Source organism: Roseateles microcysteis, assembly GCF_036880965.1.
Classification (GTDB): Bacteria; Pseudomonadota; Gammaproteobacteria; order Burkholderiales; family Burkholderiaceae_C; genus JAUASW01.
Map to the genome: position 1 here is coordinate 548,609 of NZ_JBAJMV010000002.1, position 23,678 is coordinate 572,286.

The following is a 23,678-nucleotide window of genomic DNA, read 5'->3' on the forward strand; positions in this document are numbered from 1 at the left end:
CGCTCCCTCTGGGGAGTCGTCATGAGCCGCAACGCTTCGTTATGGGTCGGGATGATGCCCGCCTACCCCTGTCTTGAAAGCCCCCCGTTTAGAGGGTCGGCGCCCCTTGAAACGTGCAATCCGGACGTTTCGCCGCGCAGTGTCCCCAAAACATATTTCTTGCCGATGAACGAGCCGCGAGTAGATATCAGTTGCGGCCCTGCGGCGCGCTCAATGGCCGCCCCGCTCGTGCGTTTTCCACGGCACATCAAAAATGCTTGCAAAACCCGTTCTACGCCCGGGCGGGCATATTTCACGACCAATAAAAAAGCCCACCGAAGTGGGCTTTCGCGGAGAGAAATTGCAAGCAGATGTATCAGCGCACCACGGCAATTTGGTCGCGCTTGCCGCCCTTGTATGTAAACAGGGTCAGGGCGCCATTCTTGATATCGCCCTTGGCATCAAAGGTGATATTGCCGGTAATGCCCTTGTAATCCGTCGTCTTGGCCAGCACCGGCAGGTATTTGGCCGGTTCGGCCGAGCCGGCCTTGACCATGGCAGCAACCAGCACATTCACAGCGTCATAGACATAGGGGGCATAGATCTGCACCTCGACGCCGTACTTCTTCTTGAAGGCTTCCTTGAAGGCGTCGGTGGACTTCTTGGCCTCACCTTCGACACCACCGGCCTCGGCGCAGATGACCTGCTCGTCCGCCATGGCACCGACCGACAACTCGGGCAGCTTGGCCGAGCAGATGCCGTCGCCACCCATGAACTTGGCCTTGATGCCCAGCTTCTTCATGTTCAGCAGCAGCGGGCCGCCGACGGCGTCCATGCCGCCGAAGAAGATCAGGTCCGGCTGCTTGGCCTTCAGCTTGGTCAGGATGATGGAGAAATCGGTCGACTTGTCAGTGGTGTATTCATGGCCGACGACCTTGCCGCCCGCGGCCTTGACGCTCTTCTCGAATTCCTTGGCAACGCCCTGGCCATAGGCCGTACGGTCATCGATGACGGCAATGGACTTGGCCTTGACCGTGTTGACGGCATAGCGACCCAGAGCGCCGCCCAGCAGGCCGTCGTTGGCCACGATGCGGAAGGCGGTCTTGTAACCCTTGGCCGTGTAGGCCACGTCGGTGGCCGAAGGCGAAACCTGCGGGATGCCGGCGTCGAAATAGATCTTCGAGGCCGGGATCGAGGTGCCGGAGTTCAGGTGACCCACGACGCCATTGACTTTGGAGTCCACCAGCTTCTGCGCTGCGGCCGTGCCCTGCTTCGGATCGCTCGCGTCGTCTTCGGCCAGCAGCACCAGCTTGACCTTCTTGCCGCCAATCATCACGCCCTTGGCGTTGAGCTCGTCAATGGCGAACTTGGCGCCCAGCTCATTGTCCTTGCCCAGATGCGCGCCCGTGCCGCTGACCGGGGCCACATGGCCGATCTTGACCTCCATCTCCTGGGCCTGGGCAACACCACCCAGTGCCAGTGCGGCCGCGCCAACGATCAGATTCATCTTGATTTGCATTGAATACCTCCGGAGTGGGCAGGAAAGCGCCCGGTCTGTATCGATCAATAAAAAGGGGACTGCAGCGGCGCGGACCTTACCCGAAATGCGGGGTCCGCTCCAGAGGGGAAAGTCAGCGCTGCGCCTGTGCGGGCAGCGCTCAACTCAGCCACTCAGTCCTTCACCTCGTGATGGTCGAGCTGGTGGCCGAGTTCCTTGTAGCGCTTGAAGCGCTGACGGCCGAGCTGCACCTGCTCGGGATCACGCGACAGCACCTCGAGAATCCGGTCAAAGGCCTCGATCGGGTCGGGCATCTCGGGGCCGAGGTTCAGCAGCACCGGCCAGCCGCGCAACTGTTCGGCCCGTTCGGCAAGCAGCAGCGGCGTGGCGGCCATCAGCTCGGGCTTGTTCGGCTGCCAGCGCATATGGGGCACGAACTCGGTGGCCTCGAAGCTCCAGAGCGCCGCGTCCAGCCTGTCCAGCATGGCCGCGGGCGCCAGGATGCCCACCCGCGCGCCACTCTGCTGCGCCTTGCGCAGCAGGCGGCAGCAGTAGGCCAGCCGGTCCGGCACGCCGGTATAGAAGCTGACCTGGGTCATGCCTGTGCTGAGGTGCTTACTTCGCCTGCGACAGCACGAAGTGGGTCAGGAGGCCCACCGGGCGACCGGTCGAACCCTTGGATGCGCCGCCCTTCCAGGCCGTGCCGGCGATGTCCAGATGGCCCCAGCGGTACTTCGAGGCGAAGCGCTGCAGGAACTTGGCGGCGGTGATCGAACCACCGGCGCGAGAACCCACGTTGGCCACGTCGGCGAAGTTGCTCTTCAGGCCTTCTTCGTAGTCGTCGTCCAGCGGCATGCGCCAGCAAAGATCGAGCGCTGCTTCGCCCGCCGCTGTCAGCGATGCCGCCAGTTCGTCGTCGCTGGCATACATGCCGCTGCGGATGCCGCCCAGGGCAATGACGCAGGCGCCGGTCAGCGTGGCCACGTCCACCACCACAGCCGGGTTGAAGCGCTCGGCATACGTCAGGGCATCGCACAGGATCAGGCGGCCTTCGGCGTCGGTGTTCAGGATCTCGATCGTCTGGCCCGACATCGAAGTGACCACATCGCCCGGCTTCAAAGCACGGCCGCTGGGCATGTTCTCGCAAGCAGCGATGATGACGACCAGGTTCACCTTGGGTTTAAGTTCGACCACAGCGCGCAAGGTTCCCAGCACCGAGGCGGCGCCACCCATGTCGAACTTCATCTCGTCCATCTCGGCGCCCGGCTTCAGGGAAATGCCGCCCGAGTCGAAGGTGATGCCCTTGCCCACCAGCACCACCGGCGCCACCGACTTGGCCGCGCCTTCGTAGCGGGCAACGATGAAGCGCAGCGGCTCGTCCGAGCCCTTGGCCACCGAGATGAAGGAGCCCATGCCGAGCTTCTCGACCGCCTTCTGGTCCAACACCTCGACCTTGATGCCATGGCTCTTGGCCAGCGCCTTGGTCTGCTCGGCCAGGTAGGTAGGCGTGGCGTAATTGCCCGGGCGGTTGGCGCACTCGCGCGCCAGCTCGATACCGGCGGAAATCGCCTCGCCGCGAGCCAGGCCAGCCTTGGCGGCCTTGGCGTCGTCCTTGCTGGTGATCAGGCTGACCTTGGCCAAGGCGCCAGCTGCTGGAGCGCTGGGCTTGGTATGACGGTAGACGTAGACCGATTCGGCGACCGCCTGCACGGTCTGCTCGGCAAGCGCTTCAACGCTGGCTTCGAAGCCGACAAAGGCGACAGCCGCATGCGCAGCGCCACGCCCCTTCAATTGACCGAGCGCCGACGACAGCGCGGCGCGCGCCGCCTTCAAGCTGCCCTTGCCAGCGGCAGCCAGCACCAGGCGCGGCGCCTTGATGCCAGCGGGGCGCTGCAGCGCCAGCGTGCGGCCGCCCTTGAATTCGAAATCACCCAGCTTCACTGCGTCGGCAACGGCTGCAGCGAGGGCCTTGTCCAGGCCTGCCGGCAGCTTGTCGCCGGCCACCACGAGCAGGAGCGCGTCGGCGCTGGTGCCGGCCAGGGCGTCTTGCGACGCCGACAGAGTACGGAAGTCCATAATGTCTCGGTATAGAAGATAAAAAGTGTGCGGATGTTATTCGATTCCACTGTGCGCAAAGAGCTGGCCCGCAGCTTCGGCGTCACCCTCGTCGTGATCCTGACCATCGTCCTGACCATCATGCTGATACGCACGATAGGCCAGGCGGCCGTGGGCTCCGTGGCACCTCAGGACGTGCTCCTGATGATGGGCTATCTGGCCCTCGGACATCTGCCCACCATGCTGACGCTGTCGCTGTTCGTGGCCATCGTGGCCACACTGGGCCGCATGTACCGCGAGTCCGAGATGACGATCTGGTTCGCCAGCGGCATCGGTCTGACCCGCTTCGTCAAGCCTGTGCTGCGCCTGGCTGTGCCGGTAATCCTGGCTGTGGTGGTGCTGGAGTTGATCGTCTGGCCCTGGGGCAACCGCAACAGCGCGCAATTGAAGGAGCGCTACGAGCGCCGCAGCGACCTCTCGCGCGTGGCGCCGGGCAAGTTCCAGAGCTCGCGCGACGGTTCCAAGGTCTTCTTCATCGAGCGCGATGGCGACGACATGCAGACCGGTCGCAATGTCTTCATCCTCGCTGACCAGGCCAGCCGCGAATCGGTGACCACCTCGCACAAGGGCCGCATCGAGATTGCCGACGAAGACCGCTACCTGGTGCTGGACAACGGCCAGCGCAACGAAATCAACAAGGACAACGGCGAGAAGACGCTGGCACGCTTCGAGCAATACCGCGTGCTGACCGACCGCAAGGTGGTGCGCCAAGCTGACCAGCTACCGCCCAAGGCGCGCAGCACCCTGGAGCTGATCAGCGACCCGACACAGAAGAACCAGGGCGAGCTGACCTGGCGCCTGGGCCTGATACTCGGCTGCGTCAACATGACGCTGCTGGGCATAGGCATGTCGGCCACCAATCCGCGCCGGCCGAGCAACTGGAGCATGCTGTTCGCGCTCTTGAGCTTCGTCGTCTATTTCAACCTGATCAATCTCAGCCAGTCCTGGGTCGGCAGTGGCCGGGCGAGCATGTTCAAGGCCCTGATCGGTGTGCACGGCGGCGCGATCCTGCTGGCCATGACCTTGATCTGGCTGCGTGAGCAGGGCAACTGCCTCAGCTTCGTGCGCAGGAAGGCGGTTGCTTTGCCATGAAAACCGTCCGCCGCCTGCTTTACAGCGACATCGTCAGCTCGGTGTTCTTCGTCGCACTGGCATTCCTGTCACTGTTCTATTTCATCGACTTCGTCGAGGAGCTGGACCGGATGAGCCGCGCTGGCGCCGGTGCCGGCCGGGCCGCATTGCTGGCTCTGCTGGAGCTGCCGGGCCATTTCTACGAGCTCTTTCCTATCGCGGTGCTGATCGGCAGCATCTATGCGCTGGCGCGCATGGCCCAGTCCAGCGAGTTCACCATCCTGCGTACCGGTGGCCTGGGGCCCGGCCGCGCGCTGGCGCTCCTGGCCACCCTGGGCCTGGCGTTCGCGGCGCTGACCTTCGCAGTGGGCGACTACGCCGCGCCCTGGTTCGAGCGTCAGGCCGAACTGACGCGCGCCGTCGCCACCGGCGGCGTGGCGCCCAGCCGCGGCGGTGCCTGGCTGAAAGACCGCGAGGTGCAAGGCGGACGCAGCTATTCCATCCATGTCAAACAGGCCAGCGCCAATGGCGAGCTGCGCCAGGTCCGCATCTTCGAGTTCGACGCCACCGGCGGACTCCTGAGCCGCCTGGCCGCCGCATCGGCCAGCGTCGATGGCAAGGGCTTGTGGCGCCTGCATGATGTGCAGCGCACCCGCTGGAGCGTCGGCAAGATCAGCGACGAAACCCTGGTTGAGTCGGCCTGGCAAAGTTCGCTGACCTCGGGTGTTGTGGCCGCCGCCGTGCTGCCCCCCAACACCATGACGACCACCGAGCTCTATCGCTATACCCAGCATCTGTCGGCGCAGGAGCAGTCTGCCCAGGCGTACCAGATCCAGTTCTGGCAGCGCGCCTTCAAGCCCCTGGCCTGCCTGGTGATGGTGGCGCTGGCCCTGCCCTTTGCCTACCTGCATGCCCGTGGCGGCGGCATCAGCTTCAAGGTGTTCGGCGGCATCATGCTGGGCATCAGCTTCTCGCTGTTGAACAGCCTCGCCGGCCACCTGGGCCTGCTGCAAGACCTGACCCCCTGGGCGGTGGCGGGCGCGCCCAGCATGCTCTACCTTCTGATGTCACTGGCGGCGTTCGGCTGGCTGGTGCGCTACCGATGAATACGACAAACCCGATGAACGAGAAGACCGGCCTCCTGCTGTTTGCCCACGGCGCGCGCGACCCGGCCTGGGCGCGGCCTTTTGAAGCGGTGCTGGCGCAGATTGCCAGCCAGAGGCCGGAGCTGGTCGTGCGCCTGGCATTTCTCGAATTCATGTCGCCCGGCCTCGAAGAAGCGGCGCGGGAACTGGTCAGCTCGGGCTGCCGTCGCATCGACGTCATGCCGCTCTTTCTCGGTGCCAGCGGCCACGTGCGGCGCGATGTGCCGCCTCTGGTCGAGGCGCTGCGCCAGCAGCATGGGCCGGCGGTGCGATGGCAGCTGCACACCGCAATTGGCGAGCATCCGGCCGTCATCGAGGCCATGGCCGGCGCCACGCTGGACTGGTTGAACACAGCCGCCCCGACGGTCAAGCCATCATGAACCTGCACCAGTTCCGTTTCGTCCAGGAAGCGGCGCGCCGCAACCTCAACCTGACCGAGACCGCCAAGGCCTTGTTCACGTCGCAGCCGGGTGTCTCCAAGGCCATCCTGGAGCTGGAAGAAGAGCTGGGCATCGACATCTTCTCGCGCCACGGCAAGCGCCTGCGCCGCATCACGGAGCCGGGCCTGCAGGTGCTGAAGTCGGTCGAGATCATCATGCGCGAGGTCAACAACCTGAAGCGCATCGGCGAGGAATACTCCAAGCAGGACACCGGCACGCTGTCCATCGCCACCACCCACACGCAGGCGCGCTATGTGCTGCCCGGGCCGGTGGCGCAATTGCGCAGGCAGCTGCCGCAGGTGCGCGTCAGCCTGCACCAGGGCACGCCGGATCAGGTGGCGCGCATGCTGATGGATGACAGCGCGGACGTGGGACTGGCCACCGAGTCGCTGGCCCAGATGCCCGAGCTCGTCACCCTGCCCTGCTATGAATGGCAGCATGTGCTGGTGATGCCGGCGGACCATCCGCTGGCAAGAGAGGAGCATGTCTCGCTGGAGCAATTGGCTGCCGAGCCGCTGGTGACCTACCACCCGACCTTCACCGGGCGCACCCGCATCGACCGGGCATTCGCCGGCCGCCATCTGACACCGCAGATCGTGCTCGAAGCCATCGACTCCGACGTGATCAAGACCTATGTGCGCCTGGGGATGGGCATCGGCATCGTGGCCGAGATGGCGGTGCGTGAAGACCCGCCGGGCGGCGATCTGGTGTCGCGACCGCTCGGCCATCTGTTCGGCCAGAACGTCACCCGCATTGCCTTCAAGCGCGGCGCGTACCTGAGAAATTATGTTTACGCTTTCGCCGAACTGCTGTCCGACCGCCTGAACCGCCCGCTGCTGGAGCGCGCCATGGGCGGCGAGGCGAGCGACTACGGACTTTGAATTCAATATCGAGATGCCGCTGACCCTGCAAAGCCGCCTGCCCCATGTGGGCACCACCGTGTTTTCCACCATGTCGGCGCTGGCCGCACAGCATGGCGCCGTCAACCTGGGCCAGGGATTCCCGGATTTCGCCTGCGACCGCCGGTTGATCGATGCCGTTGACGCGGCCATGCGGGCCGACCACAACCAGTACCCCTTGATGGCCGGCGTGCCGGCCTTGCGTCAGGCCGTCGCCGCCAAGATCGCGGCCCTCTATGGTCACGGCTACGACGCCGATCGCGAGATCACCATCACCGCCGGGGCCACACAAGGCATCCTCACGGCGCTGCTGGCCGTCGTGCACCCGGGCGATGAGGTGATCGTCCTCGAGCCCTGCTATGACAGCTATGCACCCAATATCGAGCTGGCCGGCGGCCGCGTCGTGCGGGTGCCGCTGAACCCGCAGACCTACCGGCCCGACTTCGATCGCATCGCCGCGGCGCTGTCGCCAGACACGCGAGCGATCGTCATCAACACGCCGCACAACCCGAGCGCCACGGTCTGGACCGAAGCCGAGATGCGCCAGCTGGAAGCGCTGCTGGCCGGCAGCGAGGTGCTGGTGGTCAGCGACGAGGTCTACGAGCACATGGTTTTCGATGGCGCATCGCACCAAAGCGCGGCGCGGTTCCCAGGCCTGGCCGAACGCTCGTTCATCGTCTCGAGCTTCGGCAAGACTTATCACGTGACCGGCTGGAAGGTCGGCTATGTGGCCGCACCGGCGGCCTTGATGGCCGAGTTTCGCAAGGTCCACCAGTACAACGTGTTCACAGTCAACACGCCGATGCAGCACGGCCTGGCCAGCTACATGGCAGACCCAGCCCCTTATCTGGACTTGCCGGCCTTCTACCAGGCCAAGCGCGACCTGTTCCGGGCCGGCCTGACTGGCACGCGGCTGCGCCTGCTGGCCTCGGAGGGCAGCTACTTCCAGTGCGTCGATTACTCGGAAATCAGCGACATGGCGGACGCCGATTTCTGTGCCTGGCTCACGCGCGAGGTGGGCGTGGCGGCGATTCCGATGTCGGCCTTCAGTGTCGAAGCGCCGGTTCAGCGGGTCATCCGCTTCTGCTTTGCCAAGACCGAGGCAACCCTGCAGCGGGCATTGGACAAGCTGGCCTCACTCTGAGGGCAGCTTTCGCTAGAAGCTCGCCAGGCTCTGAAGCCTGGGCCGGGCGTCACGGCGAGGCAGGTGTCTCGCCGGTGATGTCCAGGTCGAGCTCCAGGTCCAGGCCGTTCGACGCGCTGCTGTCCAGCGGCAGCACCAGGTCCACCGACTCCGCCGCCGTACGCGCCGGGTGCTCGGCCAGGTCGCGCGCCACCAGATAGAGCGTCAGCATGTCGCGCATCAGCGCCAGGTCCTGCAGGTCCGACGGCGCCAATGCCACCTTGCCGCCCTGCCACTGACCACCACGCGACAAGAGGCCGCGCAAAAGGTCCATGCAGGCGGCGTTGTCGATCCAGATCTTCTCCAGCGTGTGCAGCACTTCAGGGCAGGTGAGCAGGCCCGGGCCATCGCCCAACGGCCAATCCCAGTCAAGTGGCGGCACGCCAAACTGATGGGCGTAGCTCTCGCCCACCAATTCAAAGGCCGAGCGGTCGTTCTGGCGCTGGTAGATCTCCAGCAGCATCAGGTAAGGCCAAGGACTGCTGACGCCGCGCAGCTTGCTGCTGAGCAGCTCGATGGCAGCACCCTCCTGCCCCAGCAACATGAAGAACTCGGCCTGCTGCTCCAGGTCGATCAGGCTTTCCACCGACAGCGGCTTTTCGGCATTGCGTGCCGATGCCGGACGCGTGTCCAGGGGAATGGTCTGCTCGACGAGCGAGATGGACAGCGGCTCACTGTAGGCCGGGCGGCGCAGCGAGGAATCGGGCATCAGCATCGAGTCGCTGACGAAGTCGCCCAGCTGCGGAATGGCGATGGTCGAATGGCCGCCACTGTCCAGGTCCGGCGTTTCCACGGCGCGCAGGAGGTCGGTCTGGTCCAGGTCGGCTGCGCTCAGGCGGGCCGCCAGGCTGTTGGTCGCCGACGCTGGCGACTGCGCTGGCGCTGGCACAGGGACGGCAATCGTTGCCGGCTCGGGCGGCAAGTCATCCAGCTGCATCGGCATGCTGGCGCCGGCCAGGCCCATGGCCTCGGGCTCGCGGAGCATGCGATTGCCGTGCGGTGCATGCTCCTTGGCCTCGTTCCACCAGGTTGATTCATGCAGGGCACGGTCCCGTGCACGGGCACGCCACAGATAGGCGCAGAAAGCCGCGAGGCCCGCCAGCAGCAAGGCCAGCACATAGACGACCGGGTTCTGGTAGCGGGCCGAATGCTCCTGCTCCAGCTGGCTGCGCAAGAGGGCCAGCTTGTCGGTCGTTTCCTTGTTCTGGGTCTGGATGCGCTGCAGGCTTTCCTCGAGGCGCTTGATGCGCTCGGCGCCGGCGTCGGGCGCACTCGCCATCGGCAAGGGCGCGGAGGCAGGCAGCGCCGTTTCCAGCGGCTCCGCAGCTTCGAGCTGAAGGCGCGGCCGGACCACCGGTGCAGGCTTGGCACCGGTCGCGCCGCCCGCACTGGCCTGCGTCGTGGTGGCAGGCTTGCGAGGCGGCTTTGCCTTTGCCTTGGGCTTGCTGGCCGACGCGGCGCGGGCCGGTGCGCTCGCTGCATCAGCCTCGCCGGCAGCGGCCACACTCACGTCTGCATTGCCGGCCGGCCGGCGCGGCGCGGCTGGCTTGGGCGCCGGAGCTGGCGCGGATGCGGCCTCGGTGGGCGTCTGTGCCAGCTGCGGCGCGGGCACCGGCGCTGCTGTGGGCGCCAGCAACTGACCGGGCTTGGCATCTGCGGTCGACAGCGCGGCACGCAGTTGCGGCGAGTAGCTGCGCACCGAGGTGTCGGGCAGGCGGGCCTCCTGCGGCAGATCGGTTCGCAGGCTGGGCGGGTCGACAAAGGCAGTGAACTGGCGGGTGAAGCGCGTCGGGCAGCCCAGCGACAGGGTGACCGTGACCAGCGGCTCGTCCACCGGCACCAGGCTTTGCACGCGCACCGCGCGCACCGTGCTGTCACTCTCGCCTTCCAGCTGCACCTGCACCTGCGTGGCAAGGATGCGGCTCTCGCCCGCAATCACTTCGGCGCGCGCGCAATCGGGGGTCAGTGCTTCATCGGCACCCAGCTGGATGGGGAACAGGAGGTTGAGCGGCTGCCCCAGCGCCGACAAGGTCAGCGGCCGACCGACGCCCAGAGCCTGGGCACTGTTTTGCGCACCGAGCAGCAACACCGCCAGCATCAGTGGGGCGAGCTTCGGTACCTCGGATTTGCTAGTTCGCGCGCTGATGACAGGCTCCATGCCAACAGGCAAAGCTTGGATGCCGGGCACTCTATCACGGAGAGTTACATCTCTCCCCGGGGGACTCCCCTTGACTCGGTGATTCAGCACTCGTATCCGGGCAGACGTCGGTCCAGCCGGCGCAGCAGGCCCGGCCAGCTGAGCGAACCGCCCTGCCCCTTGGTGACCTGGCGCGCCTGCTCCTGGGCAGTGGCGATGATCGCCGGGTCCACCTGGATCAACTCGCCACCACCAGCCTGGGCCCGGATCTGAATATTGCAGACCGCCTCGAAAAAATACATGGCCTGGAAGGCTTCGGCCACCGAACGCCCGACGGTCAGCAAGCCGTGGTTGCGCAGCATCAGGTAGTTGTTCTTGCCGAGGTCGGCGACCAGCCGCGGTTTCTCTTCGTCGCGCAGCGCCACGCCTTCATAGTCGTGATAGCCCAGGCTCGAGAGCACGAAGATCGAATGCTGGGAAATCGGCAGCACACCGCCGCGTTGTGCCGACACCGCCACGCCATTGAGCGTGTGCGTATGCAAGACGCACTGCGCATCGGGCCGCGCCGCATGCACCGCGCTATGAATGGTGAAACCGGCCGGGTTGACCGGGAAGGGCGAGTCCTCGAGCTTGTTGCCGTTCATGTCGACCTTGACCAGGCTGGAGGCCGTGATCTCATCGAACATCAGGCCGTAGGGATTGATCAGGAATTCGTCGTGCCTGTCTGGCAACCGCGCACTGATGTGTGTGAAGACCAGGTCGTCCCAGCCGAACAGTGCGACCAGCCGGTAGGCCGCAGCAAGATCGACGCGCAAGGCCCATTCCTCCGGGCTGCAAGTCTCGCGGCGCGACGAGGTTTCATTCAGGTGGTGCGACATGGGAGCTCCGGTCAAGCAAGGGTTGGGGCGGCTCGTGGACAATAGGCAAGGACGGCAAGCCCTTGCTGTCACGTCAGCGACAAGCCCATGAACAGCACGGTTCTCACAGCATCCGAACGCAGCAGCATTGAAGCAGGCTCGTGGTTCTCCAAGCTCTCCCCTGCCCTGCGCACCGACATCCTCTCGCGCGCCACCGTGCGCCGCCTGGGCGACGACGCCCTGCTCTCGTGCCGCGGTGAGCCTGCCGAGGAATGGTGCGGCGTGGCCAAGGGCGCGGTGCGCATCAGCTCGGTCTCGCTCTCCGGCAAGCAGATCACCCTGACCTACGTCGAGCCGGGTACCTGGTTCGGCGACATCTCGCTCTTCGACGGCCTGCCCCGAACGCATGACGCAACGGCGCATGGCGACACCACGCTGCTGGTCATCCGCAAGCCCGACTTCAAGGACCTGCTGTCCAGGCATGCCGAGCTGTACGAAGCCTTGCTGCGCCTGAACTGCCGCCGCCTGCGTCTGATGTTCGACGTGGTCGAAGACCTCAACACCCGGCCGCTCGCTTCGCGCCTGGCCAAGCAGATCCTGCTGCTGGCGCGCTCCTATGGTGTGCCGCAGGGCGAGGAAGAAATCCGCATCGGCCTGCAACTGGCCCAGGAAGATCTGGCGCAGATGCTGGGCGCCTCGCGCCAGCGCGTGAACCAGGAGCTCAAGGGCTTCGAGCGCGATGGCGCGGTGCGCGTGGAACCAACCCGCCTCGTGGTGCTCAGCAAGGACAAGCTGCTGGCGATAGCAAGCAAGTAAGTCAGCAGGTCGCCCAACAGCACGTCACTCAAGCGACTGCCCGGGGCCGGGTCTCGCCCCACAATCGGCCCAGGAGAAGCAGCACCCATGGACGAGAACACCGGCACCCGAGCACCTTCCCAAGCCATCGACAGCGAGGCGCTGGCCGGCTGGCTGTCCAGCCACGTACCGGGGTTTGCCGGCCCGCTGACGATCGAGCAGTTCAAGGGCGGCCAATCAAACCCGACCTACAAACTCGTTACGCCAGGGCGCAGCTATGTGATGCGCTCCAAGCCCGCGCCGGTGGCCAAGCTCCTGCCCTCAGCCCACGCCATCGAGCGCGAGTACGCGGTGATGAGCGCCTTGCAAGGCAGCCAGGTCCCGGTGCCCCAGATGCTTGCGCTGTGCGAAGACGAGGCCATCGTCGGCCGCGCCTTCTATGTCATGGAATTCATGGCAGGCCGTGTGCTGTGGGACCAATCACTGCCCGGCATGAGCAATGAGGAGCGCAGCGCGATCTATCGCGAGATGAACCGGGTGATCGCCGCACTGCACCAAGTCGATTTCGCCGCCATCGGCCTGGCCGGCTACGGCAAGCCGGGCAACTACTTCGAACGCCAGATCGGCCGCTGGAGCAAGCAGTACCAGGCCTCGATCACGCAGCCGAACGAGGCGATGGACCGGCTGATCGAATGGCTGCCGGCCAACATACCGGCCTCTGCCCGCGACGAGGCCGAAGTGTCCATCGTGCATGGCGACTACCGCCTGGACAACCTGATGTTTCACCCGACCGAGCCGCGCGTGATCGCGGTGCTCGATTGGGAACTCTCGACACTCGGACACCCGCTGGCGGACTTCAGCTACCACTGCATGTCCTGGCACATCCAGACTTCGGGCGCAGCTCGCGGCATTGGCGGCCGCGACCTGGCAGCGCTGGGCATCCCGGATGAGCTGGCCTATGTGCGCAGCTATTGCGAGCGGACTGGCCGCATGGACGTGGACGCCGTGATGCGCGACTGGAACTTCTACCTCGCCTACAACCTGTTCCGCATCGCTGCCATTCTGCAAGGCATTGCCAAGCGGGTGGAAGCCGGCACGGCCTCGAGCGACAAGGCCCGGGAAGCCGGCGCCGGGGCGCGACCGATGGCGGAACTGGGCTGGCAGTTCGCGCAGAAAAGCGCTGCTTCGCAGCGCTGAGCTCGAGCCAGGCCGCTCAGCCGCGCGGCGGCGGGCTGGTGGGCTCTTCGTCGGGTGGCTGGCTTTGCCAGGCAATCGACGAAGTCGTAGGCCAGGGGCCGCTATCGGCAAGGCGGCCGTTCACGCGTTGTGCTTCACGGCCCGCCACTTCCATCAGCTTCACGAAGGACTGGATCTGCTCCAGCACCGGCTCCTCCATCGAGGTACGCAGATAGGCGTTGCCGCGCATGGTCAGAAGCACGAACGCCCGGTTGGCCGGCAGCAAGTCCTGGCTGGCCTGCACCAGCGCCGGACTCAGGTCACCATCGATCCACGCGGTGGTCAGCTCCTTGTTGACACCCACGGCACCAAAGCGTGAACGCACCAGCTTGGAGGCGATATTGCCGAGCTTGGGGAACATGACCAGCCAGCGCATCTCTTCCGGAGTGTCGGTATCGACGCGGGTCTTGAGTGTGTCTGTGTAGGCCTCGAAAACCGTGTTCTCGAGCGACTCCATCAGCTCGCGCGCCAGCACCATCATCTGCAAGTCGGAATGCAGCTTGAGCTCGCAGCGGATGCGCAGCTCATGGCCGACGATGTAGCTGCGCTGCGATGGACCCCATTCGATGCGCAGACCGCCCGGCGTGGCCTTGGGCTGCTCGATCACGAAACCGCGACCATCGCGTATCTGCTTGAAGACCGCATGACGGCTGTCGGCCCAATCGGCCACACCCCGCCATCGGGCCGCATTGGCACGGGCGACAAACCAGCTTTTGACTTGCTTAATTACCATGAGTCAGGACAATGCATTTGGCCGGCCGGAGCCGCTGATGAGCCGCGCGGGTGGCCGTATGGAGACCGACAAATGATTGAAGTTTATTCGTGGGCAACGCCCAACGGGCATAAGGTTCACATCATGTTGGAAGAATGCGGCCTGCCCTACCGGGTGATCCCTGTGGACATTGGCAGCGGCGCCCAGTTCGACCCGGCGTTCCTGGCCATCAGCCCCAACAACAAGATACCGGCCATCGTCGACCCCGAGGGGCCCGATGGCAAGCCGCTCTCGCTGTTCGAGTCGGGCGCCATCCTGCTCTACCTGGCAGGCAAGACGGGAAAGTATCTGCCTGCAGGCACGGCAGCCAAATACGAAGTCCTGGAATGGCTGATGTTCCAGATGGGCAGCGTCGGCCCGATGCTGGGCCAGGCGCACCACTTCCGCATCTACGCGCCCGAGAAGATCGAGTACGCCATCGAGCGCTACAGCAACGAGGCACATCGCCTCTACAACGTGATCAACAAGCGCCTGGGCCTGAGCCCTTACATCGGCGGCAAGGCGTACAGCATCGCCGACATCGCCGTCTTCCCCTGGCTGCGATCCTGGAAGAACCAGGGCGTTGAGATGAGCGAGTTCCCGCACCTGAAAGGCTGGTTCGACGAAATCGCCTCACGGCCGGCCGTGCAGCGCGGCGTGCAAGTGCTGGCGGCCGCCCGCAAACCCATGATGGACGAGACCGCACGCGAAAACCTCTTCGGCGCCACGCAGTACAAGCGCCACTGAAGCCGGTGATGGCCTGCCCGGAGGGACTCGAACCCCCGACCTGCTGCTTAGAAGGCAGCTGCTCTATCCAGTTGAGCTACGGGCAGCGAGCGGCGAATTCTCGCATGGGGACACCTCGCGGTAGCCCCTGCTGTATCAGATCAGCACATTGATGATGGCGTTGCCGATGCCCATCAGCGCTGCGCCCGAGATCAGGCCGGCACAGATCGGCTCGCAGCATTCCACCCAGATGCGATGCCCCAAGGTGCCCGGCGTCTTCTTGTGACGCAGGCCCATGACCCAGAACATCAGGGCGCCGGCAAACATCGCGAACACCGACTCCGGCGGCAGCACCACGCCCAGGCCGATGGCCACGGAAGACAGCTTGAAGCGGCCCTTGGTGACGATGCGGGTCACTTCCATCACAAGCGCCACGACGGCGGCAATCGCCATGGCCATGACAGCCGAGCTCGGCAGGCCCTTGACGCCCTTGGCGATCAGCTCGGCCACGCCCTTCCACTGCATGACGGCCGGCATGGCGAACTGGTCGGAGATCATTGAGGCAGTGGTGCGCACGCCATTGGCATCCGGCTGCAGGAAGAGCAGGAAGAACAGCGGCACGCAGGCCAGCACGCCGGCAAAGATGCCGATCACATGGCCGACCACCTGATGGCGCGGCTTGCCGCCGAGCATGTAGCCGGCCTTGATGTCGGAGAGCAGGTTGCTGGCATTGGTTGCCACCTCGGCCGTCATGGCTGCGGGCAGCAGGTTGCTGGCCGGGTTGCTGCTGTCGATGGCACCCATCGAGAACTGCGTGATCTTGGACAGCGAGCCGGTCGGGGTCCAGGAGGTCAGCGCCATCGAGTTCACGCAGATCACCGTCAGGATGAAGATCAGCGGCAGCGAGATGAAGCACAGCAACCAGGGCACGCCAAAGAATGTGTGAGTCAGCCAGACGCCGATGACGCTGAAGATCGGCACACCGACATAGGACAGCCACAGCGGCACTTCGATGCCACCCAGCACATCGGAGCCGACGGTGGGCGCGCCCGCTTTCTTCTTGCCGAAGATCGATTTGAAGGCGCCGGTGAACAGCTCGGGCTTGGCGGCCAGGCTCACCATGGCGCCCACCACCATCATCGTCACACCCCACCACAGCGACCATTGATTGACGATCTCGACGCGGTTCAGCGCCACGACCGAGCCATTGGGGGCGATGCGGGGCGCGATATCGCCGAGCTGGATCATCAGCGGCGCCAGCAGCACGAAGTTCACCACCGCGCCGATCAGGCAGCTGGTGGCAACCGCGATACCCATCAGGCCGCCGGTGCCAATCATGGCCACGTCCAGCGTGGCGCGCAGGCCCAGCACGCGCAGGTCGGTGCCGAGAATTTTCGGGATCACCCAGTCCAGTTTGGCAGCCGCCTGGTAGTAATAGGTGTCGATGCGCTCGTGCAGCACCCAGGCGGCTTGAGCGCCAAAGGTCTTGACCTGCAGGAGCTTCATCCAGCCATCGCTGATGATGGCCTGGTAGATCGCGGCGCCCAGGGCCGTGAAGCCAAGGATGCGGGCCTTGAACATGCCTTCGCCGGCGTCGCCGGTGTAGAGCGAATCCAGCACCACGCCGCTGGCGCGCCCCTCGGGGAACGGCAGCTGCTCTTCATTGATGAAGCGGCGCTTCATCGGGAAGGCCACCAGCACGCCAAGGATGGCGACGACGATCATCCAGACTGTGATCTGCCACCACGGCGGGATGTTGCCGGTCACCAGCATGTAGGCACCGAGACCTGCATAAAGCGGACTCACCACATAGCCCGAGGCCGTGGCAATGGACTGGGTGCAGTTGTTCTCGAGGATCGTGAAGTCGGCCGCCAGGCCGGCGCCGTGCAGGATGCGGAACAGCGCAAAGGCGAGGATCACCGAGGTCAGGCCAACGCCCAACGTGATGCCGGTCTTCGCGCCGATATAAAGGCCCGTGGCCGAAAGGATGCCACCGAGGAAGAAACCCATCAGGGCCGAGCGCAGTGTCAATTGCGCCATGTCGTCGCGATAGACCTTGCTGAACCACCATTGGTCCTTTTCGGCCCGCGTCATCGTGCGGATCTGTTCGTCGCTAAGCTGAAGAATGGCCATGGGTATCGCTTCTTGATCGGTGACGAGGGCGGCTGCAGAGGAGCCGCTGCGTGCCTTGTGGGCTGCTGCCAGGGAAACTGGCGCGCGATTGTCTGCGGGCAACTGCCGTGTCGGCAGTCGGGCTTGCCCGAGGACATCGCACTGAAAAACGCTCTCAACAAAGGCAGACGCGCAGAGGCCCGCAAAGGCAAAAGCCCGCACCAAGAAACTCGATGCGGGCTTGCTTTGAACCATCTTGGTCGGAGTACAAGGATTCGAACCTTGGACCCCCTGCTCCCAAAGCAGGTGCGCTACCAGGCTGCGCTACACTCCGACAAGACCGCCATTCTAGCCTGATTCCACGAGCCTTCCGTCCGAAGTGATGAAAGCAGTGCGAATATTTTCTCCGGGCTGCAGCGCGAGAACCGCACGACGGTAACGCCGAAGCTGTTCGACATAGTCCGGATTTCGCTCCGGCACCGGGTTCAACTTGTAGTCGAGCACCCACCAGGTCTTGTCGATCGTGCAGACCAGCCTGTCGATGCGCTGGTCCATGCCATCGAGGCTCACGGCCACTTCGTTGCCTGCCCACAAGAGCTGATCTGCCGCGAAGAACGGCGCGCATTCCTTGCTTTGAAGAATCGCCGTGGCACTGCGCTCCAGCGCCTGGGTCCGCTTGGCATCAAGCCCATACATCTGGGCCGCACTGGCCAACAAGCGAGGCAAGGCTTGCGGCGCCGGTCCGCTGGCCCACTCGAGCACGCGATGCAGGGCTTCACCGAGCGCCGCGCTGGCGGCGTCTTCGGCCTCACCGCCGGACTGGACACGCGGCGGCGGCGGCGGCAGCGGCGGCGCGGCAGGCAGCTCCAGGCACTGTGCAGGCTGCGCTTCTCCATTCATTGGCGCGTCGGAATCCGGCTGCCATTGGACCGACAAGGGCTGCAATCGCCCCCACCACGTGGCCTGGCTGCTCGCCCGCAACGCAGGCGTGCGGCTCAGTACAAGGCGGGAGCGCGCTCGCGTCATCGCCACATAAAGCGCATTGAGTTCTTCGCGCTGCCGCTGCGTGCGTTCCTCATCCAGCAGGGCTTGCAATGCAGGCGGTGCCTTGCTCTCAGAGGCCAGAAAGGCGACGCGCGTGGGATGACTGGCATGCACGGGCCAATCGATCAGCAGCGTCGCACTCTCGGCGCGCGCGGGGCCGGCTTCACCATCAAGCAGGAACACGACCTCGGCTTCCAAGCCCTTGGCACCATGCACAGTCAACAGCTGCACGGCCTCGCTCTCGACCGGCGCACTCAACTTCAGCGCCCTGCTCTTCAAGGCACGCACAAAGCCGTAGAGGCTGGCGTAGCGGCCACCATCGAGGTCAAGCGCCAGGGCGATCAGAGCCTCGATTGCATGGACCCGAGAGCGCCGCTCAGAGGGGGGGACCACGGCCAGCAAGCGCGGCAGCAGTTCGCCCTCATGGGCGATCTGGTCGAGCAGCTCATGCGGGCTGCAGCGGCCCGCACGGGCCGACCAGGCGGCCAGCAGGCGGGCCGCGCGCGGCAGCGCTTCGCCGGGCGCAGGGTCAGTGTCGCCAGAGTGCAGCGCGCTCCACCAACTGCCGTCAAAGTTCTCCGCTTGATCGGCCAGCCACAACAGGTCTTCTTCGCTCGCGCCAAACAGCGGGCTGCGCAGCGCGTGGGCGAGCGACAGCTTGTGGCCGGACGAAGCCAGCACATCCAAGAGCGCAAGCAGGTCGCGCACATCGGGCGAATCGAGCAAGGCCTGGTCTTCAGGCGCGGCATGCGCGATGCCCGCGGCCTTCAGCGCCTGGGCCAGCACGCGCAGCGGCTCGCGCTTGCGGGCCAGCACGAAGATCTGGCCCGGTCGCAATTCGCCTCGACCCAGCAACTCGGCAATCGCCGCGACGACAACCTGCGCCTCAGCCGCGCGACGGTGCAACTCAGCTTCCCGGCGCGCCTCACTCAATGACGGCCGCCAACGCGATACGGCATGAGCATCATCCTTGTCGGCTGCCGCGGCGATGACATCGAGATGGAACAGCCCATCGAGTGCGCCCGGCGCCGCGACTTCGGTCGTGTGCGCGCGGAAATCCGGATACTGCAGCGCCGCCCGAGCCGACTCGAACACCTCGTTGACGGCAATCAGCACCGGCAAGCAATTGCGCCGCGTGTGATCACAGGCCAGCACCGCGCCGCTCAGGGCCTGCTGCACAAATTCGCGGGCGGCCGCGAACACGCGCGGCTCGGCTCGGCGGAAGCGGTAGATGCTTTGCTTGGGGTCGCCCACGATGAAGACAGCAGGCGCATTGGCCCCGGCGCCAGCATAGGAAGCAAGCCATCCGTAGAGCGCATGCCATTGCAAGGGGCTGGTGTCCTGGAACTCGTCGATCAGCAGATGGCGAACCTGCGCGTCCAGCCGCTGCTGCACCCAGCCGGAGAGCTGTGGGTCAGCCAGCAACGCCAGCGCGCCGCGCTCGAGGTCATTCATGTCGACCAGGCCGCGTTGGCGCTTGATGCGTTCGAACTCCTTGATCAGGACCAGCGCCAGGCGCGACATGCGGCGATGGTCTTCCCGCGCTCGATGCTGGGCGCGGGCGCGAGCCAGCCGCTCGAGCTCATCCATGCAGGCCGCGATCTCGGGGTCGTCGCCCAGGCCCTTGCGCGGCTCGTCCTTGGCTGTGAAAAGCGCAGCCCAGACGCCGCCGAATGCAGCCTCATCGATTGTCTGCGCCAGCCCTTGTTCGATCTGGCCTGCGGCAGTACGCGACTTGGCGCCCTTGGCCGCGCCCAGCAGCAAGGCCAGGTCGGCCAGCCGCTGGCGCAGGCCAGCAAACCTCTGCAAGGGGTCGTCCAGACCAGCGAACTCGGGGCCGATGGCCTCCGCGCCCGGCATGCCGTCCATCAGCGCAGCTTCAGCCAGACGCAGCTCGACTCGCTTGTCGAAGGCCGACTCCAGCCAGCGCTGCAAGCTGTTGCGGCCGCGCTCGGAGACCAGCGATTGATAGTCGGACAGCAGCGCCGCATCGGCGAGCACCGTCGTATTGAAGCGCTGCCAGAGCTGCGGCAAGAGCTCGCTCTCGTCTTCCAGCAATTGCAGCTCGGCCGAAATTCCCTCACGCTGCAAGAGCTCCAGCGGCGCCACGCGCAGGAGCTGCGCGAACCAGGCGTGGAAGGTGCGGATCTCGACCGAGCGACCTTGACTCAGCAGCCGCTCCTGCAATCCGGCAAGCATGGGCTCGGTAGCGCGCGCTTCGTCAGCCGACATGCCGCGTGCGATCAATTCATCAATGCGACGCTCGGCGCTGCAATGCGAGAACTCTCGCAGCCATTCGGACAGGCGCTGGCGCATCTCGCCGGCGGCCTTGCGGGTGAAGGTGATTGCCACGATGTCCTGCGGCGCCACGCCGTCCAGCAAGGCGCGCAGGATGCGTGAGACGAGCATCCAGGTCTTGCCGGCGCCGGCGCAAGCCTCGACCACCACGCTGCGGCGCGGGTCGCAGGCAGTTGCATAGAAGCGGCTGCGCTCGACTTGGCGACCGTCGACGGTATAGGCGGCTTGCATCACAAGGCCTCCTCAGACCAGTCGTCGCGCCGGCACAGTCCACGCATCTCGCAGAAGCCGCAGGCCCTGCCTTCGCCGAGCGCCGGCAATGGCGCGCCCTGCTCCATGGCCAACAGGTCCTGTTCAAGCCCATTCAGCAGCAATGCCGCACTCTGTTCGACTTCCGCATGATTCACGGCAACGATGCCGCTGCTGTCGTCCAGCGCCAGGTATTGCGCCTGCAGCATCGCGCCTGCATCGCGCATCAAGGCGGCGTAGACAGCCAGTTGGGTGTCTTCGGGCGGCCGCGCCACTTTCTCTTTCAGGCGGGCCGCGCTGCCGGTCTTGTAGTCGATCAGCAAGAGTGAGCCATCGGCCTGTCGATCGATCCGATCGAGCCGGCCTCGCAAGACCAGGGGCGCCAGCGCATGGCTGGCGTCGGCCCAAGGCTGGAGCTCGCGCGACTGCTCGCCGGCTTCGTACTGCGCACCAGCGGCTTCGTGCGCGGCCAGCCATTCAAGATAGCGAACGGCAAAGCGGTCAAAGCTGGAGCGGTAAGGCAAAAACTCGGCCGGCGCCAGGTCTTTTGCCAGCTCATCGGCCAGCTTTGTCAGCAGCTCAGCATCGGGCTGCTCGCCGCGTTGCTCATGAAACCGATGAAGGAGCGCATGCAGCCAACTGCCGTAGTCGCTCTTGTCCAACTCGGCTTCCAGCTCGGGCGAATCCTGCAGCTTGAGCTGAACACGGGCGAAGAACTGGTACGGGCAATCTCGCAAGGATTCGATGGCACTGGCCGACAAGCTCGCCGGCACCCGCCCCGGCGCCTGCGCCGCGGCACGGCCCTGTGGCCGAGGAGCGATCTCCGTCGCGGCACGCGGATCAGACCAGACTTGCATGCCGGCAAGACCCGCCTGCTGCAGGGCCATTGACAGGCGATCCAGCAAAGGGCTTGCGGCCAGCGGCTCGCTGCCTTGGCGGGTACAGCGCAGCAGCGTCAACGCATCGGCTCGCAGCAGCTGCGCGAAGGCCAGGGCGCTGGCCTCGCGGCGCTGCTGCAGGCTTGGCAGGCCCAGTCGCGTGGCCAGGCGATCGCTGATCAGCGCCGGCCCGGCCGTGGCTGCGCCCAGCTGCGCATCAGCGCCCGGCAAGACGATGGCGCCGAAGGGTCGCAACATCGCCCGCGCCAAAGGCGTGACGATCACCTGCGCCTGATCGGGCGCCGGTGGCAGGTACTGCTGGGCTTCGAGCGTCTGGTCTATCCAGGCCAGGAAACCGGCATGGTCCAGCTCGGTGTTCAGCAGCATGTGCTCATGCGCGCTTCCGGGCCAGGGCTGGCGCTGCAGCCACAGGGCATCCAGCAAGGCCTGGCCGGCATCCAGCGCCAGCAGCGGCTCGTCGGCCTGCAGTCGCTGCAGCAGTTGCTTCAAGCCATCGAGCCAGTCTTGCAGGCTGCGCTCGGCAGGGCCCTCGGTGAACTGACGCACCGCGCTGCGAGCCAGGCGCCAAAGGCTGAGGCTTGCTTCGCTCAAGTCATCAAAGCGCACCGATTGCGGCGTGCGCCAGCCGCGCTTGCGGCACAGCGCCTCCAGAGCTGGCAAGGCCTGCTCGTCGAGATGGCCGCGCAACTGCCGGCAGGGTTCGCTCTTCAATAGCGCCAGCCATTCATCCAGGCTTGCTTGCGCAGAGCAGGCGCGCAAGAGGCTCATCAAATGGGCGGCAGCCGGCGAGGTCGCCAGCGTCCAGCCGGTTTCATCGGCCAGGCCCACGCCACGGCGCTCCAGCAGTGCTCGCACACGGCGCAACAGCACGCGGTCTTGCGCAATCAGCGCGACCGGCGCACGCCCGGCATGGAGGTGAGCGAGCACCGATGCAGCGCTGCATTGCGCCAGGTCTTCGAAGTCTTCACACAAGGCCTGTTCAAGGAGCGCCGGTGCATGGGCGACCTCGTCCAGAGCCACATCGGCGATCAAGGCCAGCGCGGGAATGCCGCGCTCGGCAGCGCGGCGCAACAGCGCCTGCGCCAGGGGATCGGCGCCGCCGGCCTGCAACACGATCCATGCGCTTGGGCGGAGATCGAACAGCACATCAGTGGCAGCCGGGCGGGCGTCTGAAGCGGCCCATTCCAGCGCCACCTGGGCCAGCGCCGACTCGAAGCGGCCCGGCGTTTCAGCCTGCACGGCGATGCGCGCCTCGGCCCAGAAGGCCTCGCGCTGCTGCGGCGCCCGCTGATGGGCCGCCCGCAACAGCTGTTGCGCCGCTTCCACCAAACGATCAACTGCGAGATCGAATGCGCGGCCATCCTGGCGCCGCAAGGCCTGCGCCCAGCTCTGCTGGGCCAGCAAGGCCTTGGCGCTCAAGGCGTCGATGGCCGCATCAAACGTGATCTGCAGGGCCTCAGCCAGGCCGGAAGGCGCCAGCGCGGAAGCCAGGCTGTGGGTGGTTTCAACGCGCGGCAGCCAGCGCCCCTGCTGCATCCAGGCGCGCCGTGCCGGCGCCAGGTGCTGGGCAAACGGGAGTATCAGCACGGCGTCGCGGGATTGCAGGCCGCGCTCGGTCAACCAGCGGCCAGCCTGTTCGGCGACCCGGGACCAGATCGTCGCCGCCCCGTGCCGCGCATCCAGCGGCAGGCAGGTCACGCTGCTGGCGCCGTCCCTTTCAGCCTCTCTCAGACCGTCCATTCTTCCCCTTGCCCCTCTGCCCTGAGGGCCTCAGACCTTTGTGTCAGAATCATTGTGCATTGAACCCCGGCCGGCTCGGCCCGCCCAAGGACATTCCATGAGCAGCGAACTGATCAAACATATTTCCGATGCATCCTTCGATGCCGATGTGCTCCAGGCCGACAAAGCGGTGCTGGTCGACTACTGGGCCGAATGGTGCGGCCCCTGCAAGATGATTGCCCCGATCCTGGACGACGTGTCCAAGGACTATCAGGACAAGCTGCAGATCACCAAGATGAATGTGGACGAGAACCGCGAAGTGCCGGCCAAGTTCGGCATCCGCGGCATCCCGACCCTGATGCTGTTCAAGGGCGGCCAGCTCGCCGCCACCAAGGTTGGCGCACTTTCCAAGGCCCAGTTGACGGCCTTCCTGGACGCCAATCTATAATTCGCTCCAACCTGTCGCCGCGAGGCACTCGCCAGAGTCCACCTCGCAGCGACAGCAGAACTGCCAACACGCCCCTC

At 65.5% G+C, this 23,678-nt stretch carries 18 protein-coding genes and 2 tRNA genes; 9 read left to right on the top strand and 11 right to left on the bottom strand.

Annotated features, from left to right (window positions below):
* Window positions 1–355 precede the first annotated feature (355 nt).
* The 3 genes from V3596_RS07410 to V3596_RS07420 form a co-directional block, all read right to left on the bottom strand.
* Window positions 356–1,498, bottom strand: a complete 1,143-nt coding sequence (locus V3596_RS07410; RefSeq protein WP_334277040.1) for a branched-chain amino acid ABC transporter substrate-binding protein — start codon at window positions 1,496–1,498, stop codon at window positions 356–358.
* A 152-nt stretch (window positions 1,499–1,650) separates the two neighbouring features.
* Window positions 1,651–2,076 (bottom strand): DNA polymerase III subunit chi, encoded by a 426-nt coding sequence (locus V3596_RS07415; protein WP_334277041.1) that lies wholly within the window; start codon window positions 2,074–2,076, stop codon window positions 1,651–1,653.
* Between the two features lie 16 nt (window positions 2,077–2,092).
* On the bottom strand, window positions 2,093–3,553 hold the full coding sequence (locus V3596_RS07420; protein WP_334277042.1) for a leucyl aminopeptidase: 1,461 nt from the start codon (window positions 3,551–3,553) through the stop codon (window positions 2,093–2,095).
* A gap of 33 nt (window positions 3,554–3,586) precedes the next feature.
* Between V3596_RS07420 and lptF the strand changes: the two genes are divergently transcribed.
* The 5 genes from lptF to V3596_RS07445 are packed head-to-tail and all read left to right on the top strand — an operon-like array spanning window position 3,587 to window position 8,291.
* Entirely contained in the window at window positions 3,587–4,684 is a 1,098-nt protein-coding gene (lptF, locus tag V3596_RS07425) for an LPS export ABC transporter permease LptF (protein WP_334277043.1), read from the top strand.
* Window positions 4,681–5,769 (top strand): LPS export ABC transporter permease LptG, encoded by a 1,089-nt coding sequence (gene lptG / locus V3596_RS07430; protein WP_334277044.1) that lies wholly within the window; start codon window positions 4,681–4,683, stop codon window positions 5,767–5,769. Before lptF ends, lptG begins: the two co-directional genes overlap by 4 nt.
* Window positions 5,766–6,188, top strand: coding sequence for a sirohydrochlorin chelatase (locus V3596_RS07435; RefSeq protein WP_334277046.1), 423 nt, complete (start codon window positions 5,766–5,768; stop codon window positions 6,186–6,188). The genes lptG and V3596_RS07435 overlap by 4 nt, the downstream gene beginning before the upstream one ends.
* Complete coding sequence (locus V3596_RS07440) at window positions 6,185–7,129, top strand: CysB family HTH-type transcriptional regulator (RefSeq protein ID WP_334277047.1); 945 nt, start codon at window positions 6,185–6,187, stop codon at window positions 7,127–7,129. Before V3596_RS07435 ends, V3596_RS07440 begins: the two co-directional genes overlap by 4 nt.
* A gap of 13 nt (window positions 7,130–7,142) precedes the next feature.
* Window positions 7,143–8,291, top strand: coding sequence for a pyridoxal phosphate-dependent aminotransferase (locus V3596_RS07445; protein ID WP_334277048.1), 1,149 nt, complete (start codon window positions 7,143–7,145; stop codon window positions 8,289–8,291).
* A 49-nt stretch (window positions 8,292–8,340) separates the two neighbouring features.
* Here the strand turns inward: V3596_RS07445 and V3596_RS07450 are convergent, their stop codons facing one another.
* Together V3596_RS07450 and V3596_RS07455 are read right to left on the bottom strand one after the other, a co-directional pair.
* On the bottom strand, window positions 8,341–10,428 hold the full coding sequence (locus V3596_RS07450; protein ID WP_334277049.1) for a type IV pilus assembly protein FimV: 2,088 nt from the start codon (window positions 10,426–10,428) through the stop codon (window positions 8,341–8,343).
* Between the two features lie 143 nt (window positions 10,429–10,571).
* Window positions 10,572–11,345, bottom strand: a complete 774-nt coding sequence (locus V3596_RS07455) for a class II aldolase/adducin family protein (RefSeq protein ID WP_334277050.1) — start codon at window positions 11,343–11,345, stop codon at window positions 10,572–10,574.
* 87 nt (window positions 11,346–11,432) lie between these two features.
* Between V3596_RS07455 and V3596_RS07460 the strand changes: the two genes are divergently transcribed.
* Complete coding sequence (locus V3596_RS07460) at window positions 11,433–12,140, top strand: Crp/Fnr family transcriptional regulator (protein ID WP_334277051.1); 708 nt, start codon at window positions 11,433–11,435, stop codon at window positions 12,138–12,140.
* Window positions 12,141–12,227: 87 nt separating this feature from the next.
* Window positions 12,228–13,316, top strand: coding sequence for a phosphotransferase (locus V3596_RS07465; protein ID WP_334277052.1), 1,089 nt, complete (start codon window positions 12,228–12,230; stop codon window positions 13,314–13,316).
* Window positions 13,317–13,332: 16 nt separating this feature from the next.
* Here the strand turns inward: V3596_RS07465 and V3596_RS07470 are convergent, their stop codons facing one another.
* A complete protein-coding gene (locus V3596_RS07470; RefSeq protein ID WP_334277053.1) occupies window positions 13,333–14,088 on the bottom strand; it encodes a hypothetical protein in 756 nt (251 codons plus the stop codon).
* 72 nt (window positions 14,089–14,160) lie between these two features.
* On the opposite strand from V3596_RS07470, the gene V3596_RS07475 reads away from it, so the two are divergent.
* Window positions 14,161–14,853 (top strand): glutathione S-transferase N-terminal domain-containing protein, encoded by a 693-nt coding sequence (locus V3596_RS07475; RefSeq protein ID WP_334277054.1) that lies wholly within the window; start codon window positions 14,161–14,163, stop codon window positions 14,851–14,853.
* 9 nt (window positions 14,854–14,862) lie between these two features.
* Here V3596_RS07475 and V3596_RS07480 read toward each other — a convergent pair.
* The 5 genes from V3596_RS07480 to V3596_RS07500 form a co-directional block, all read right to left on the bottom strand.
* Window positions 14,863–14,939: transfer RNA gene (locus V3596_RS07480), tRNA-Arg, on the bottom strand.
* Window positions 14,940–14,988: 49 nt separating this feature from the next.
* Entirely contained in the window at window positions 14,989–16,965 is a 1,977-nt protein-coding gene (locus V3596_RS07485; RefSeq protein WP_334277055.1) for an OPT family oligopeptide transporter, read from the bottom strand.
* A gap of 236 nt (window positions 16,966–17,201) precedes the next feature.
* Window positions 17,202–17,278: transfer RNA gene (locus V3596_RS07490), tRNA-Pro, on the bottom strand.
* Between the two features lie 14 nt (window positions 17,279–17,292).
* Window positions 17,293–20,517, bottom strand: coding sequence for a UvrD-helicase domain-containing protein (locus tag V3596_RS07495; RefSeq protein ID WP_334277056.1), 3,225 nt, complete (start codon window positions 20,515–20,517; stop codon window positions 17,293–17,295).
* A complete protein-coding gene (locus V3596_RS07500) occupies window positions 20,517–23,174 on the bottom strand; it encodes a PD-(D/E)XK nuclease family protein (protein ID WP_334277057.1) in 2,658 nt (885 codons plus the stop codon). Before V3596_RS07500 ends, V3596_RS07495 begins: the two co-directional genes overlap by 1 nt.
* Before the next feature lie 97 nt (window positions 23,175–23,271).
* Here V3596_RS07500 and trxA point away from each other — a divergent pair, with 97 nt between their 5' ends.
* Complete coding sequence (gene trxA, locus V3596_RS07505) at window positions 23,272–23,601, top strand: thioredoxin TrxA (protein ID WP_334277058.1); 330 nt, start codon at window positions 23,272–23,274, stop codon at window positions 23,599–23,601.
* Window positions 23,602–23,678: the final 77 nt, after the last annotated feature.